The organism is Kitasatospora sp. NPDC050543 (assembly GCF_044457565.1).
Taxonomy (GTDB): domain Bacteria; phylum Actinomycetota; class Actinomycetes; order Streptomycetales; family Streptomycetaceae; genus Kitasatospora.
This window is the reverse complement of the sequence record NZ_JBITGZ010000005.1, coordinates 264,969-277,006: the sequence shown is the minus strand read 5'-3', so window position 1 is coordinate 277,006 and position 12,038 is coordinate 264,969. Positions and strand designations below refer to the sequence as shown.

At 67.3% G+C, this 12,038-nt stretch carries 16 protein-coding genes and 4 tRNA genes; 19 read left to right on the top strand and 1 reads right to left on the bottom strand.

Annotation, left to right across the window (positions count from 1 at the left end; all coding sequences use genetic code 11):
- Positions 1-151 precede the first annotated feature (151 nt).
- The 5 genes from ACIBH3_RS08940 to ACIBH3_RS08920 all read left to right on the top strand — a co-directional run bounded on the left by ACIBH3_RS08940 (position 152) and on the right by ACIBH3_RS08920 (position 1,356).
- Positions 152-224, top strand: a tRNA-Asp gene (locus ACIBH3_RS08940).
- 118 nt (positions 225-342) lie between these two features.
- Positions 343-420, top strand: a tRNA-Ser gene (locus ACIBH3_RS08935).
- Between the two features lie 12 nt (positions 421-432).
- A tRNA-Leu gene (locus ACIBH3_RS08930) sits at positions 433-507 on the top strand.
- A 410-nt stretch (positions 508-917) separates the two neighbouring features.
- Positions 918-992: transfer RNA gene (locus ACIBH3_RS08925), tRNA-Pro, on the top strand.
- A 28-nt stretch (positions 993-1,020) separates the two neighbouring features.
- Entirely contained in the window at positions 1,021-1,356 is a 336-nt protein-coding gene (locus ACIBH3_RS08920) for a hypothetical protein (protein WP_396311233.1), read from the top strand.
- A gap of 58 nt (positions 1,357-1,414) precedes the next feature.
- Here the strand turns inward: ACIBH3_RS08920 and ACIBH3_RS08915 are convergent, their stop codons facing one another.
- A complete protein-coding gene (locus ACIBH3_RS08915) occupies positions 1,415-1,666 on the bottom strand; it encodes a hypothetical protein (protein WP_396311232.1) in 252 nt (83 codons plus the stop codon).
- Positions 1,667-1,706: 40 nt separating this feature from the next.
- Between ACIBH3_RS08915 and ACIBH3_RS08910 the strand changes: the two genes are divergently transcribed.
- The 14 genes from ACIBH3_RS08910 to ACIBH3_RS08845 all read left to right on the top strand — a co-directional run bounded on the left by ACIBH3_RS08910 (position 1,707) and on the right by ACIBH3_RS08845 (position 11,949).
- On the top strand, positions 1,707-2,012 hold the full coding sequence (locus ACIBH3_RS08910) for an HNH endonuclease (protein ID WP_396311231.1): 306 nt from the start codon (positions 1,707-1,709) through the stop codon (positions 2,010-2,012).
- Positions 2,012-2,740, top strand: a complete 729-nt coding sequence (locus ACIBH3_RS08905; RefSeq protein ID WP_396311230.1) for a spherulation-specific family 4 protein — start codon at positions 2,012-2,014, stop codon at positions 2,738-2,740. The genes ACIBH3_RS08910 and ACIBH3_RS08905 overlap by 1 nt, the downstream gene beginning before the upstream one ends.
- 591 nt (positions 2,741-3,331) lie before the next feature.
- Positions 3,332-3,940, top strand: a complete 609-nt coding sequence (locus tag ACIBH3_RS08900; RefSeq protein ID WP_396311229.1) for a bifunctional DNA primase/polymerase — start codon at positions 3,332-3,334, stop codon at positions 3,938-3,940.
- A 50-nt stretch (positions 3,941-3,990) separates the two neighbouring features.
- On the top strand, positions 3,991-4,122 hold the full coding sequence (locus tag ACIBH3_RS08895; protein WP_396311228.1) for a hypothetical protein: 132 nt from the start codon (positions 3,991-3,993) through the stop codon (positions 4,120-4,122).
- Positions 4,122-4,565, top strand: coding sequence for a hypothetical protein (locus tag ACIBH3_RS08890; RefSeq protein WP_396311227.1), 444 nt, complete (start codon positions 4,122-4,124; stop codon positions 4,563-4,565). The genes ACIBH3_RS08895 and ACIBH3_RS08890 overlap by 1 nt, the downstream gene beginning before the upstream one ends.
- Before the next feature lie 79 nt (positions 4,566-4,644).
- A complete protein-coding gene (locus tag ACIBH3_RS08885; RefSeq protein WP_396311226.1) occupies positions 4,645-6,288 on the top strand; it encodes a terminase in 1,644 nt (547 codons plus the stop codon).
- Positions 6,289-6,299: 11 nt separating this feature from the next.
- The gene (locus ACIBH3_RS08880; protein WP_396311225.1) at positions 6,300-7,736 is read left to right on the top strand and encodes a phage portal protein; all 1,437 of its coding nucleotides are present in this window, start codon (positions 6,300-6,302) and stop codon (positions 7,734-7,736) included.
- A 25-nt stretch (positions 7,737-7,761) separates the two neighbouring features.
- Positions 7,762-8,538: a hypothetical protein gene (locus ACIBH3_RS08875; RefSeq protein ID WP_396311224.1), complete on the top strand. Its 777-nt coding sequence runs from the start codon at positions 7,762-7,764 to the stop codon at positions 8,536-8,538.
- Positions 8,539-8,584: 46 nt separating this feature from the next.
- Positions 8,585-9,217, top strand: a complete 633-nt coding sequence (locus tag ACIBH3_RS08870; protein WP_396311223.1) for a hypothetical protein — start codon at positions 8,585-8,587, stop codon at positions 9,215-9,217.
- A gap of 9 nt (positions 9,218-9,226) precedes the next feature.
- Positions 9,227-9,616: a head decoration protein gene (locus tag ACIBH3_RS08865; RefSeq protein WP_396311222.1), complete on the top strand. Its 390-nt coding sequence runs from the start codon at positions 9,227-9,229 to the stop codon at positions 9,614-9,616.
- Between the two features lie 16 nt (positions 9,617-9,632).
- Positions 9,633-10,673 (top strand): major capsid protein, encoded by a 1,041-nt coding sequence (locus tag ACIBH3_RS08860; RefSeq protein ID WP_396311221.1) that lies wholly within the window; start codon positions 9,633-9,635, stop codon positions 10,671-10,673.
- Between the two features lie 210 nt (positions 10,674-10,883).
- The gene (locus tag ACIBH3_RS08855) at positions 10,884-11,264 is read left to right on the top strand and encodes a hypothetical protein (RefSeq protein ID WP_396311220.1); all 381 of its coding nucleotides are present in this window, start codon (positions 10,884-10,886) and stop codon (positions 11,262-11,264) included.
- Positions 11,261-11,602: a hypothetical protein gene (locus ACIBH3_RS08850; protein WP_396311219.1), complete on the top strand. Its 342-nt coding sequence runs from the start codon at positions 11,261-11,263 to the stop codon at positions 11,600-11,602. Before ACIBH3_RS08855 ends, ACIBH3_RS08850 begins: the two co-directional genes overlap by 4 nt.
- Complete coding sequence (locus ACIBH3_RS08845; RefSeq protein WP_396311218.1) at positions 11,602-11,949, top strand: hypothetical protein; 348 nt, start codon at positions 11,602-11,604, stop codon at positions 11,947-11,949. Before ACIBH3_RS08850 ends, ACIBH3_RS08845 begins: the two co-directional genes overlap by 1 nt.
- The last annotated feature ends 89 nt before the right edge of the window (positions 11,950-12,038 follow it).

Here is a 12,038-nt window from a genome sequence, read left to right as displayed (position 1 = left end):
GCCGCCTCAGTAACAGAGGTAGGAGGAAGAAGGACCGCGACGCCTGCGAATGGCGAGGCGTCCGCTTCTCCCTTCCGACGGCCGGCAGTGCTCCCGAGCGCTCCCCGCACTCTCCTCCGGGTAGAGCCCGGTAGAGCGCACTGGCCGTCTTGCTCCCGTAGCTCAGCGGTCAGAGCGTCCGCCTGTCGAGCGGAGGGCCGTCGGTTCAAACCCGACCGGGAGCGCGTGGAGGACGTAGGCCAAAGAGAGCCGGGCCCGAAAGGCCGAGCAGCGCCCTGCGACGGATAGCGGCTGCGATGCCGCTCGTTCTCCTCACGACGAGCCGGAGCGCATCCGGAGCGTGGACCGTGCTAGCTCAGTCAGGCAGAGCACCCGCCAACTCGGCGGGAGGTCGCGGGTTCAAATCCCGCCCACGGTTCCGGCTCGTCACACGCCGCGCTAGCCCAATCTGGGAGAGGCGCCCGGCTCAGACCCGGGAGGTTGGGGGTTCGAATCCCTCGCGCGGTACTCACCGGCTTGCGGCCGGTTGTCGACGTCAGGGCGGAGTCCGGGCAAGGATCTGGCGCTGTCCGGGGCCCTTTGGGTCGTAGCGGGTCATGCCGCTGACCGGTTCGAATCCGGACACCTGACGTCACCCATGGGCGTAGCTCAGTGGCAGAGCAGCGGGCTAGGTTGGGTTGACGGAGGTTCGAGCCCTCCCGCCTCAGGGCGTAGCTCAGCGGTAGAGCACCCGCCACAACCCGCGTGCGGAGGTTCGACCCCTCCCGCCTGTGCAGCGCGGCTGTGGCCTCTGTCCATCACGATCGACGGGGCACGCTGCACCGCAACCACCCATGCGACGAGGTGGCGGAGGCGGCTCTCCGACATATCGGCGCGCACCCGCTCAACGGCTGGTCGGTCCGGCCGGCGGGTGGCTACTGGTCGTAGCTCAGTTAGGCCAGAGCGCCCGCTTTGGGAGCGGGATGCCGCAGGTTCGAATCCTGCCGACCAGACCCATTTGACGACGCCCCTGGAGGCACCATGCCACGCGGCACCATCACCATTACCTCGTCCGACCGGGGCGGCACGGCGCTGCCCGCAGCGACGACCGGTGACCCGACGAACGGCCACTCCATCGCGAACGACGGCGCGACGCTGCTGCTCGTGGAGAACGGTGGCAGCACCGTCGCCCGGACCGTGACGGTCCAGATTGCGCGGAAGATTGACGGTCTCACCGCCACTGCGCAGCGGACGAAGAGCATCCCCGTGGGGCAGACACAGCTGTTCGGCCCGTACGACCCGAAGGACTACGGGAGCCTGCTGCTGGTCGACGTCGACAACGCCGAGCTGAAGATCCGGGCCATTCGGTCCGCCTGACGAACGTCCTGAAGCGCCCCGCCCGGTGATCCGGAGCGGGGCTGCTTGCGTTGTGCGGTCAGACGCCCGGCGGGACGGCCCGGAAGGTGGCCGTGACGTGCTTCTGGAGGCCCTGCCCGCCGTACTCCTGGTTCTCCATCCGGTACCCGGCCGCTTCGATGCGCGAGAGCGCCGTTGCGAGCCGCCGGCCGTCGTCGCCGGGGACGAGATGGATCTTCCGGATGTAGAGCGCCTGCCCGGCCTGAATCGCCTTCGCTGCCTGCGCGTCGACGTCGCCTGACGTCTTCCGTTTCCTCCCAAAGATCCCCATGCGCGGATCGTAGCCGACCCCGCGGATGTGAGGCAGCCGAATGGCGTGGACGAACAGCGACCGCGCGCAGCGCCTCCCAAAGAACTGGCCGACGATCCGGCGCCGCATCCTCCGCCGCGACGGACATGCCTGTATGGCCGTGTTCTCCGACGGACGACGGTGCGGCATGCCGGCTACGGACGTCGACCACATTGAGCGCGGAGACGACCACTCAGACGCCAACTTGCGGGCCCTGTGCGGCTGGTGTCACCAGAAGAAGAGCAGCAGCGAGGGCGGCACGGCAGCCGCATCACGAGCTGTCAGACAAGCGCGCCCGACGGCGCAGCATCCCGCGCTGGAGGACTGATGACGCTGGACACCATGGCGGCCGGCATCCCGATGTACGTGCACCCGGGCGTTGACTCCCGGTCGTGGGCAGCGCTCGCGACGGCAGACCAGCCCGTGCGCTGGATCGTGTTGAATCAGGCCAACGGGCCTGGCACGACGGAGGACACTGCCCTCTACGACGCTGCCAGGGCGGTCAAGGCCCGCGGGACCAACGTGTGCGGCTACATCAGCTACGAGTACGGTCTTCGCTCGGGTGGCGACTTCAACGTGTTCGCGGACGCCGCGACATGGGTGGCCCGCGGGATCACCTCCGTCTTCCTGGATCAGGTGCCCGCTACGGAAGCGGCGGTGCAGGCCACTGGCGTCACCATCCTGGGTCTGCGGGACGCAGGTATGGAGTACGTGGTTCTCAACTACGGCGTACTGCCGCATCCCCTGCACCTGGATCTGGGGGACGTGGCGGTGGTGTTCGAAGGCGACATGACCACCTACCGTGGGCTCACCGTGCCTGCGTGGGTGCGGGCACACGAGCCCGAGCGCCTGGCGCACCTCGTGTACGAGGCGACGGAGGACGAGGCCACAGAGGCCGTTGGCCTGGCCCGTGGGCGAGGCTGCCACAACGTGTTCGCCACGGACAAGGCATTCGCCTCGGGCAACCCATGGGCCGGCATCCCGGGCTACTGGAGCACGGAGGCCCGGACGCTGAGCAGCTACCCCGCGCGCCCCGCGCCAGGGTGGACGTCCTGAGCACGGGCGCGCACGTGGAGATCGTGGAGCCTGACCACCAGGGCGACGGTGTGGTGCCCACCGTAGTGAGGGTCAACGGCGTTGACGTGGGCACCATGGCACGGCCCCCAAGGGTGCGTGTGGGTGTGGCTGACGAGGCGACCACGGTGACGCTGGTGCTCGTGCCGAGCAGGCTGGAGGTCAAGGGGGAGCCGCGAGGTGCGCGAGCGATGAGACCACGTCAACCCTTCGGGTTCAGGTCAAGCCCGTAGCACATATGGCGCGCTCTGTCTAGCCAGCGCCAGATGCTTAGCATGAGTGGAGCGTGTTGTCTAGTGAGGCTGCCCTAAGCTACCAGGGGGTAACCCCCTCGGGCTCGCCTTGCGCATCGTAAGAGTGCTGGGCCTGCCAGTCTGTACGGGTCTGGGGAAGTGGTGCTAGGCGCCCGCAGGTGCCCCGTGGACGGCCAAGTGGGTGCCGGCCGGGGTGTCGGAGACCTTCAATCGACAGGCGAGCGCACAGTGCTCCGACTGTCACGGTTGACGAGCACTCAACTACATCAGTGCAGGTGAGAGGCTTGAAAGTGTGACGTGCGCCCCGTACGATAGAGGCATGATCCGGACCTGTGAGCACTGCCGCGGACCCCTCGCCATCATGGCGCGGAGCCACGCGCGTACGTGCTCACCCCGGTGCCGCAAGGCACTGTCCCGTGCCGCGAAGCGCGCGGAGGCGATGAGGAACCCGCTCCCCGCTGAGCTGACGACCCGCGACAGGTGGGTTCGGTACAGCGCACGGAAAGCCCCGCTGACGACGGCCGGCACGGCAGCGTCCAGCACGGACCCCGCAACGTGGAGCACCTACACCGACGCTGCGGCATCCACGGCCGGCGCTGGGATCGGCTTCGTACTGAGCGACGCTGACGACGTGGTCTGCATCGACCTGGACCACTGCATCCGCCCTGACGGCTCACTTGAGCCGTGGGCAGCGCCCATTGTGGCGGACGCGGGCACCACCTACGTAGAGGTGTCCCCGTCCGGCGATGGGCTGCACATCTGGGGCCGCGCTGACGTCCGACAGGGACGACGCATCCGGCGCCCGGACGGCACGGCCGTGGAGGTTTACGGCACGGGCCGCTACATCACTGTGACGAGCCGCCGACATGGCGCCTGCCCGTCCACTCTCGCGGACCTCTCCGCGCTGATCACTCGACTGACGGCGTAGGCCTCCCGACAGGGGACGGCTCCGGCTGTCCTCATACGGGAGGTACCTGCATGGCGGTGCATGAGTTCCGCATCCTGCCTGACGGCCAGGCGGAAGAGGTCCACGTTTGGACCGCAGATGACCTCGCCTTCGCGCGAGAGGCGCTGAGCCGGTGGGACGGCAGTCGCAAGGATGACGACTGATGGCCGGCCGCGGACCTGCCCCGAAGGATCCGAGCAAGCGCCGTCGGCGCAACGACGCGCCGCCGCTAACGAAGCTGGACGAGGATGACGAACTCCGCGGCTACGCGCTGCCGGATGACGTGCTCCCGGGCGACGAAGAGTGGCATCCACGTACGCTCGCGTGGTGGCAGACCTGGCGCGAAAGCCCGCAGGCGGCAATGTTCATTGCGACGGACTGGGATTTCCTGCTGGACACCGCGCTGCTCCACCACACGATGTGGACGAAGGGCCGATGGGAGTTCGCATCGGAGGTGCGCCTCCGGGCTGCGAAGTACGGCGCGACGCCAGAGGACAGGGCTCGCCTGAAGATTCAGGTTGACGGCCCAACTGCTAAGCCGGCTGCGCCCGTCAACCCCGCTGGCGTCACTGACATTTCGTCTCGACGTGCCCGACTGACCGGATAGGAGACCCGTGCCGCGCGCCCTCGTGCGTGCGCCTGGTCACGATCGCAGCCGCTCTCTGGGCTGGCTCGCGCTCGCATGGATGGAGTATTTCGTAGTCCACGGCCCCGGCGATGTCCAGGGCGAGCCTGTACGCCACGGGGACGAGTACAGCGGATTCGTCGCTGACTGCTACGCGGTTGACGAGGACGAGGGTCGTCTCCTCTATGACTCCGCGTTCTTCTCGCGCCCAAAGGGCTGTGACAAGTCGGGGCTCGGCGCCCGCATTGGCCTATTTGAGGCCTTCGGGCCGGCGCGATTCGCAGGATGGGCGGAAGGCGGAGAAGTCTACGAGGACCCGTGGGGACTCGGGTTTCGGTACGTCTATGAGCCTGGCGAACCGATGGGTAGGCCGGTCAAGGTTCCCTACCTCCGAATCATGGCGACGGAGGAAGGCCAGACCGGAAACGTCTTCGACACGATCTACGTCAACCTGACTGACGAGGCGTCGCCACTCAGCCAGATTCCCGGCGTTGACGTCGGAATCACCCGGATTAACCTGCCTGATGGCGGGGAGATCATGCCTTCCACCGCTTCCGCTAGCGCGAAGGACGGCGGTAAAGAGACCTGGGTCTGTTTTGACGAGACCCACCTTTACAACACGCCGGAACTCCGGCGGATGTACTCCACAATGACCCGAAATCTTCGCAAGCGGAAGAAGAGCGCACAGACGTGGTATCTCGAAACCACGACCATGTTTGCTCCGGGTCAAGACTCCGTTGCAGAGAGGACGTACGAGGAAGCGGAGGCAATCCGCGAAGGTCGGAAGAAGCGCGGTCGCTCGCGCCTCATGTACGACCATCGGTATGGCGAGTGCAAGAACCTCAAGAACGAGGATGAGCTACGAGCAGCTCTCATTGACGCGTACGGCGATGCAATGGAGTGGATCGACCTTGACTCCCTCGTTGACGATTTCTACGACACCCGCAACGACTCCGCGGACGGCCGACGCTATTTCCTGAATTCCCGCACCGTTGCATCTGACGCTTGGATGGATCCGGACGCGTGGGCGCTCTGTTGGAAGGCTGCGGAGCTGGAGCCCGACGACCTTGTGACGCTCGGCTTCGACGGCTCAATCCGCGACGACGCGACGGCACTTGTGGCCTGCCGTGTGTGGGACGGCCACCTCCAGGTGCTCGGCGTCTGGGAGAAGCCCGAAGGGCCAGAGGGCGAGGGCTGGCAGGTTGACCGCGAAGCCGTCGACGGTGCCGTGGCACAGGCATTCGCCCGCTATGAGGTCTGTGGGTTCTACTGCGACCCGCCGCACTGGCAGGACTACGTGGACCGGTGGACGGCTGACTTCGGCACCGATCTCCGCGTACGCGCCACGCAGGCCCGCCCGCTGGAGTGGTGGACGAACCGCCCGACGGCGATGGAACAGGCGTTGAACCGCTTCCGTGAGGCCGTGGAGGACAAGGGGCTCACCCACGCATCGGCGCTGAATACCGACGACACGGTTGCCTCTCCTGCATTCCGTCTCGGAGCCACCCTGACGCGGCACGTGTTGAATGCGCGACGCCGCCTGATGGGCCGTAACGCAATGGGCATCGGTAAGGAACACGCGAAATCGCCGAAGAAGATCGACGCCGCAATGGCGGCTGTCCTCGCCTACGAAGCCCGCGCTGACGCTGTCGCGCTCGGCGTGACGAAGCGAAAGAAGAGATCCGGCCGGCTTGTCGCATTCTGAAAGGGGGCCGCATGGCCGTTGATACAAGCGTGCCGCTTTCCCCCGGATGGTGGTTGGCGAGGCTTGGAAACAAGATTCTCAGCGAGCGGGACGAGCTGGACCGCCTCTGGAAGTACGCGATCGGCGAGCCAGATCTCCCGCACGTTCCCGGCGTCGCTGCGGGTGAAGCACGGGAATGGATGAAGGTAGCCCGCGCCAACTGGGCTGGTCTCGTCATTGACGCGCCGGCGGAGCGTATGGGCGTCGACGGATTTCGATTCGGCCAGAAGACCGCGGACACGGATGCCAACCGCATCTGGCAAGAGAACCATATGGACGCAGATTCCGATCTCGTCCACTATGGGGCCCTCTCTCAGCGGCGCGCCTTCGTGCTCGTGGAGAAGGGCGACAATGGCCGGCCCGTGCTGACGCACGAGACGCCACGGCAGATGGCGGTAGAGCATGTGCCCGGAAACCCGAGGAAGCTTGCGGCCGGGCTGAAGCTCTGGCGGGACGACTGGACGGGGCGTACCCGGGCCACACTGTGGCTGCCGGACAGCATCCACTACTACGCGACCGCGAGCGACAGCCCGGTGTTCCCTCAGCGGATCGGCTCGACGCTGCGACAGTGGGAACCCTTCGCGATTCCTGACGATCCTGACGGGCGGGCGGATAACCTGCTCGGCGCCATCCCGATCGGCGTGTTCACCAACCGGCGTAACCGGCGTGTTGAAGGATTCGCGGAGCACGAGGACGTCATCGCGATTCAGGACCGCATCAATCTCTCGCTGATCAACCTTATTGCTGCGATGCGCTACGGAGCCTTCCGGCAGAGGTTCGCGAGTGGCCTCCAGGTGGACGAGGACCCGGTCACAGGGGCGAAGATCCAGCCGTTCCAGCTGGACATCAAGTCGCTGTGGATCACCGACGACCATGAGGTGAAGTTTGGCGAGTTCGCCGCGACGGACCTCGTCCCGTACGTCAGGGCTGTGGAGAGCGCAGTCCAGGATCTCGCTGCGATCTCCCGCACACCGCCGCACTATCTGCTGGGTCAGGTCGTCAACGTCTCCGGCGACGCCCTGAAGGCTGCGGAAACCGGCCTCGTGTCGAAGGTGCGCGACCGTCAGCGAAACTTCGGCGAGAGCTGGGAATCCGTCATGCGGATGTCCTTCAAGCTCGTCGGAGACGAGACGCGCGCGAACGCCTTCGACGCCGAGACCGTGTGGAGGGACCCCGAGTCGCGGAGCATCTCCGAGTTGGCCGACGCAGCCGTGAAGAAGGCGTCCGCTGGCGTGCCGTGGCGTCAGCGCATGGAGGACATGGGCTACACGCCGCAGGAGATCGACCGCATGGAGGTTGACCGCGCGCAAGATGCGCTGCTCACCCCTCAGCCCTCGCAGCCGACTCCGCTTCCGACCGGGCAGCCGGGGCAGGACCAAGGGCCGGTGATCAGCCGTGCCGCCGCGTGACCCGAGCGCCCGCTACAACGCGCAGGTGTCGGCAACGTGGGCGAGCGTACTGGGCAGGCTGGCCGGTCAGTGGACGGGGCTGCGTTCATGGCGAGACGGCGATGTAGCCCGCTTCCAGCGCACAGCGCTACCTCTGGTGCTGGCTGGCCAACGGAACATCGCCAGCCTGACGGCCAGCTACCTGGAGCAGCTATACCGAGACGTCGCGGACGCTGTATCCCCGCGAGTCGCGCTCGACCTGGACGAGGTCACGGGAGCAGCTGCTCGAAACGGCGCGGACCCGGCCGACGTGTACAAGCGCCCGTTCAGGATCGTGTGGAAGACCCTGGCCGACGGAGGGCCGTTCGACGTTGCGCAGCAGCGTGGGGCTGACCGGCTGGAGATCATCGCGAAGACCGATCTTCAGCTGGCTCGCACGCACGCGACCCGGGCCGTCCTGGAGCAGCAGCCGGCCGTAACGTACTACGTCCGTGAGCTGCGCGGGGAGTTCGACTGTGCCCTGTGCCTGATCGCGTCGACGCAGAGGTACCGCAAAGAGAAGCTGATGCCGATTCACCCGGGCTGCGACTGCGGAGTGAAGACGGTCAAGGCGGACTTTGACCCCGGCCAGGTCGTGGACGAGGCGAAGTTGGAGGCGATCCACTCCGCCGTTCAGGCTGCACTGGGCCAGTCGGACCGGGGCGCCCGCGCGGTGGACTACCGCAAGATCATCATTGCCAACGACCACGGCGAGATCGGCCCCGTTCTGGGGTTCAAGGGCCAGCGGTTCACCGGCCCCGCAGACGTCCGCCTGCCTACCTAGCCCGCCAGGGGCGCACACCACCGATCCCGACAGGGGAGTTACTGCCATGCCACGACGCACGCTGAACCGCTCCGCGATCTCGTCCCTGATCGCGTCGCAGCCCTGGACGCTCTTCGACAACGACCCGACGGCGGGCGGAGGCGGTGGTGGCAACCCTGTCGGCGCCAACGGCTTCCCGGAGTCGACCCCTGTCGCGGAGATGGCCGCAGAGCATCAGGTGGCGTACTGGCGCTACCACGCACGCAAGCACGAGGCGGCTGTGAAGGCAGCCCCGGACGCTGCGGAGCTGGAGCGACTCCGCGCAGCAGACGCGGAGCTGGCCACTCGCAAGGCGTCGGAGCTGTCCGACGTGGAGCGCGTCCAGGCGGAGAAGCTCGCGGCCGAGACTGCTGCCGCAACGGCGAAGGCTGACGCCGACGCTGCCCGGCGCGAGGCGCTGCTACTGCGCGTGGCGATGGAGAAGCAGCTCACCACGGCACAGGCTGCGCGGCTCCAGGGCTCTACGAAGGAGGAGCTGGAGGCGGACGCGGACACGCTGAAGGCGATGTTCGCCCCCGCCGGCGGGGCTGGCACTCCGCCCCCGCGCGTGGGTGGCCCGCAGGGCGGCGACGTGAAGCGCCCGACCACCGCACAGGCAGGCGCGGAGCTGTTCCGCAGCATGCACCCGAAGCGTTCCTAGGAGGAACGAGTGGATCTCACTCTTCGCACGGAGACCTTCCAGCAGGACGACCCGTCCTGGCTGGGTAGCGCGCACGGCACTGACGCCCCGCGCTCGATCACCCTGGACACCACGAAGTTCACGGCGAACACGCACTACCCCAACGGCTACTTCCCGTCGGGTCTGGCTCTCGGCATCGTCACTGCGACCGGCAAGTTCGGCCCCTACGACGACGCTGCGTCCGACGGCCGGCAGACCCTCGTAGGGTTCCTGCTGACGACCCGCCGGGCCCCGCACACCACGGGCGCTCCCATCGTCGCGGCGATGCTCGATCACGGGAAGGTCGTGGCATCCCGCCTCCCCATCGCCGTCGACGCCAACGGTAAGGCCGACGTGGCCGGCCGTATCCAGTTCCTCTGAGGAAGGGCCGCCCTAGATGCTGCTCAACACCGACTTTGTGGACCCCGCGGTCCTCACCGGCTACGTCCGGGCGGCTGAAGCCGACCGTTCGGAGAATCAGTTCTCCCTGGATCGGTTCCTGCCGAACAGCTTCGTCGACGACCTGGAGTTCCGGTTCAACCGGGGCGGGGAGGGCCTGACGGAGGCTGCAACCTACCGGGCGTACGACGCTGAGTCTCCGATCGGTGGCCGGGCCGGCGTCTCCCGCGTGACTGGTGAGCTGCCTCCCCTGTCGCGGAAGATCCGCCTCACCGAGTACGACCGGATCCGTCAGCGCGCGCTCGACCGCCAGGGCGACGAGATGACCCGCGCTCTCCTGCGTGACGGCGTGCGGATGACTCGCTCGATCGGCGCCCGCATGGAGCTCGCGCGCGGAGACGCGCTGGTGAACGGGAAGGTCAGCATCGCCGAGAACGGCGTGAGTGCTTCTGTCGACTTCGGCCGCAACGCCGCGCACTCCGTCACAGCTGCCACCGTGTGGTCAGACCCGGCCGCGCACATCCTGACCGACCTGCGGACGTGGCGGGAGACGTACAAGGACACGAACGATGGCGACGAGCCTGGGGCGGCGCTGACGTCTCAGAAGGTGTTCAACACCATGCTGCTGAACAGCGACTTCCGTGCGCTGCTGGCGTCCCTCGTGGGCACTCCGAGCATCATCACGGAGGCCAGCGTCCGGCAGGTGCTAGCGGCTCACGGCCTGCCACCGATCTACATCTACGACGCGAAGGTGCGGGTCGGCGGTGTCGCCACGCGCATCATTCCTGAGGATCGGTTCCTGTTCCTGCCGGCTCCCGCGAGCGGCCCGGACGGTACCGATCTGGGCGCGACCCTGTGGGGTACCACGGTGGAGGCGACCGACTCCCGGTACGGCCTCGCAGGCACCTCCGACGCTCCGGGCGTCGTCGCTGGCGTGTACGAGACCGAAGACCCGAAGACTCTGTGGACGAAGGCCGGCGCGATCGGCCTGCCCATCCTGGCGAACCCTGACCTCAGCTTCGTCGCGGACGTTCTCTGATGGCGCGGCTGAACACGCACGTCCACGTCATCGACGAGGCGAGCCGGACTCACGTGTTCGGCCCCGCCGACGATGTCCCTGAATGGGCCGTCCCCCTGATCACCAACCCGAAGGCGTGGCGCTCGGCGCCGGCCGTCGAGCCTGTGCCCGTTCCTGAGTTCCCGAAGGCGGTCAAGCGGACGGCTCCGCGAGCCCGGAAGGCGGCTACGGATGGTGCTGTTCACGGCGCCTGAGTTGGGCGTCTACCTGCGTCGGACGATCACGAGTGATGAGTACGGGCTCGTTCACGACCTGACAGAAGACGCAATCCGAGGTGAGGTGGGCAGTCGACTGGCCGACCCGCCCCAGGCCGGGATCAAGAGCCTGGCCCTGGCAGCCGCCGGCCGCGCGCTGACGAACCCCGCGGGTCTGCGATCCGCAACCGCTGGCGCCATGGCTGAGACCTACCGGGACGGCCCGACGGGGGTGGAGCTGACGGACTCCGAGCTCCGCCGTCTTCGTCGTGCGGTGGGCGCGTCGACAGGCGCCGGCATGCTGGACATCAGCCCGCCCTGTTCGGCTCCGCATATCGATATGCGGGAGGCGCTGTGATCGGGGTGTTCATGACGGACACCGTAGATCGTCTGAGACCTGGCGTTCCTACGCAGGACGCCTACGGGAACGCCATTCCGGGGGTGGATGACGAGCTGGAAATCACCGGTGTGGCCGTTCTCCCTCCAGCTGGCCAGACAGCCCCCTCCGTGGAGCTGACGGACGCGCGGGATCAGGTAGTGATCGTCCGCGTGCTGTTCGCGCCTGGTGGCGCCGACATTCGCGCCACTGACCGCATCCGCCACGCAGGACGGCTCTACGAGGTCCACGGGGAGCCGTCGCCGTATCGGGGACAACTAGCCCACGTGGAGGCGAACTTGAAGGCGGTGAGCGGCTGATGGGCAGCACCTATACCGGCCGTTACAACGGCATCGGTCGGCTGCTACAGAATCCTGCCGTGCGGCAGGCAACCGCGAGGGCGGCGCGGAGGATGAAAGGAATCGCAGAGGGGCTGTCCCCGGTCGGCGATCCTGCGACGGACCGGCACTCGGGCGAGTACAAGAACAGTTTCGCTGTGGTGCCGGTGACCGTGAACGTTCCATTTCGCGGTAAGCCCCGCCTTCGTGCCGGCTCGCGCCTCGTGAACACCGCTGGCCACGCGAAGGACGTCGAATACGGCAACGGCAAGGTTCAGCGGTACGCCGTCCTCCGACGGACCATCGACGCCGCGAAGGCAAGCCCGTGACGGCCGTGGACGTGGAAGCGGTGCTGACGCTCTGGCTGCGGACGACAACTGGTGCACGCACCTGTACCGAGCTTCCGCCCGCGTTTGAG

What these genes read in the sequence shown, in the direction of transcription:
- ACIBH3_RS08845 (WP_396311218.1), top strand. Translation starts at nt 11,602, where the DNA reads ATGGGCAGCACCTATACCGGCCGTTACAACGGCATCGGTCGGCTGCTA.
- ACIBH3_RS08880 (WP_396311225.1), top strand. Translation starts at nt 6,300, where the DNA reads ATGGCCGTTGATACAAGCGTGCCGCTTTCCCCCGGATGGTGGTTGGCG.
- ACIBH3_RS08905 (WP_396311230.1), top strand. Translation starts at nt 2,012, where the DNA reads ATGACGCTGGACACCATGGCGGCCGGCATCCCGATGTACGTGCACCCG.
- ACIBH3_RS08900 (WP_396311229.1), top strand. Translation starts at nt 3,332, where the DNA reads ATGATCCGGACCTGTGAGCACTGCCGCGGACCCCTCGCCATCATGGCG.
- ACIBH3_RS08855 (WP_396311220.1), top strand. Translation starts at nt 10,884, where the DNA reads ATGGTGCTGTTCACGGCGCCTGAGTTGGGCGTCTACCTGCGTCGGACG.
- ACIBH3_RS08920 (WP_396311233.1), top strand. Translation starts at nt 1,021, where the DNA reads ATGCCACGCGGCACCATCACCATTACCTCGTCCGACCGGGGCGGCACG.
- ACIBH3_RS08890 (WP_396311227.1), top strand. Translation starts at nt 4,122, where the DNA reads ATGGCCGGCCGCGGACCTGCCCCGAAGGATCCGAGCAAGCGCCGTCGG.
- ACIBH3_RS08885 (WP_396311226.1), top strand. Translation starts at nt 4,645, where the DNA reads ATGGAGTATTTCGTAGTCCACGGCCCCGGCGATGTCCAGGGCGAGCCT.
- ACIBH3_RS08910 (WP_396311231.1), top strand. Translation starts at nt 1,707, where the DNA reads ATGGCGTGGACGAACAGCGACCGCGCGCAGCGCCTCCCAAAGAACTGG.
- ACIBH3_RS08895 (WP_396311228.1), top strand. Translation starts at nt 3,991, where the DNA reads ATGGCGGTGCATGAGTTCCGCATCCTGCCTGACGGCCAGGCGGAAGAG.
- ACIBH3_RS08870 (WP_396311223.1), top strand. Translation starts at nt 8,585, where the DNA reads ATGCCACGACGCACGCTGAACCGCTCCGCGATCTCGTCCCTGATCGCG.
- ACIBH3_RS08860 (WP_396311221.1), top strand. Translation starts at nt 9,633, where the DNA reads ATGCTGCTCAACACCGACTTTGTGGACCCCGCGGTCCTCACCGGCTAC.
- ACIBH3_RS08915 (WP_396311232.1), bottom strand. Translation starts at nt 1,666, where the DNA reads ATGGGGATCTTTGGGAGGAAACGGAAGACGTCAGGCGACGTCGACGCG.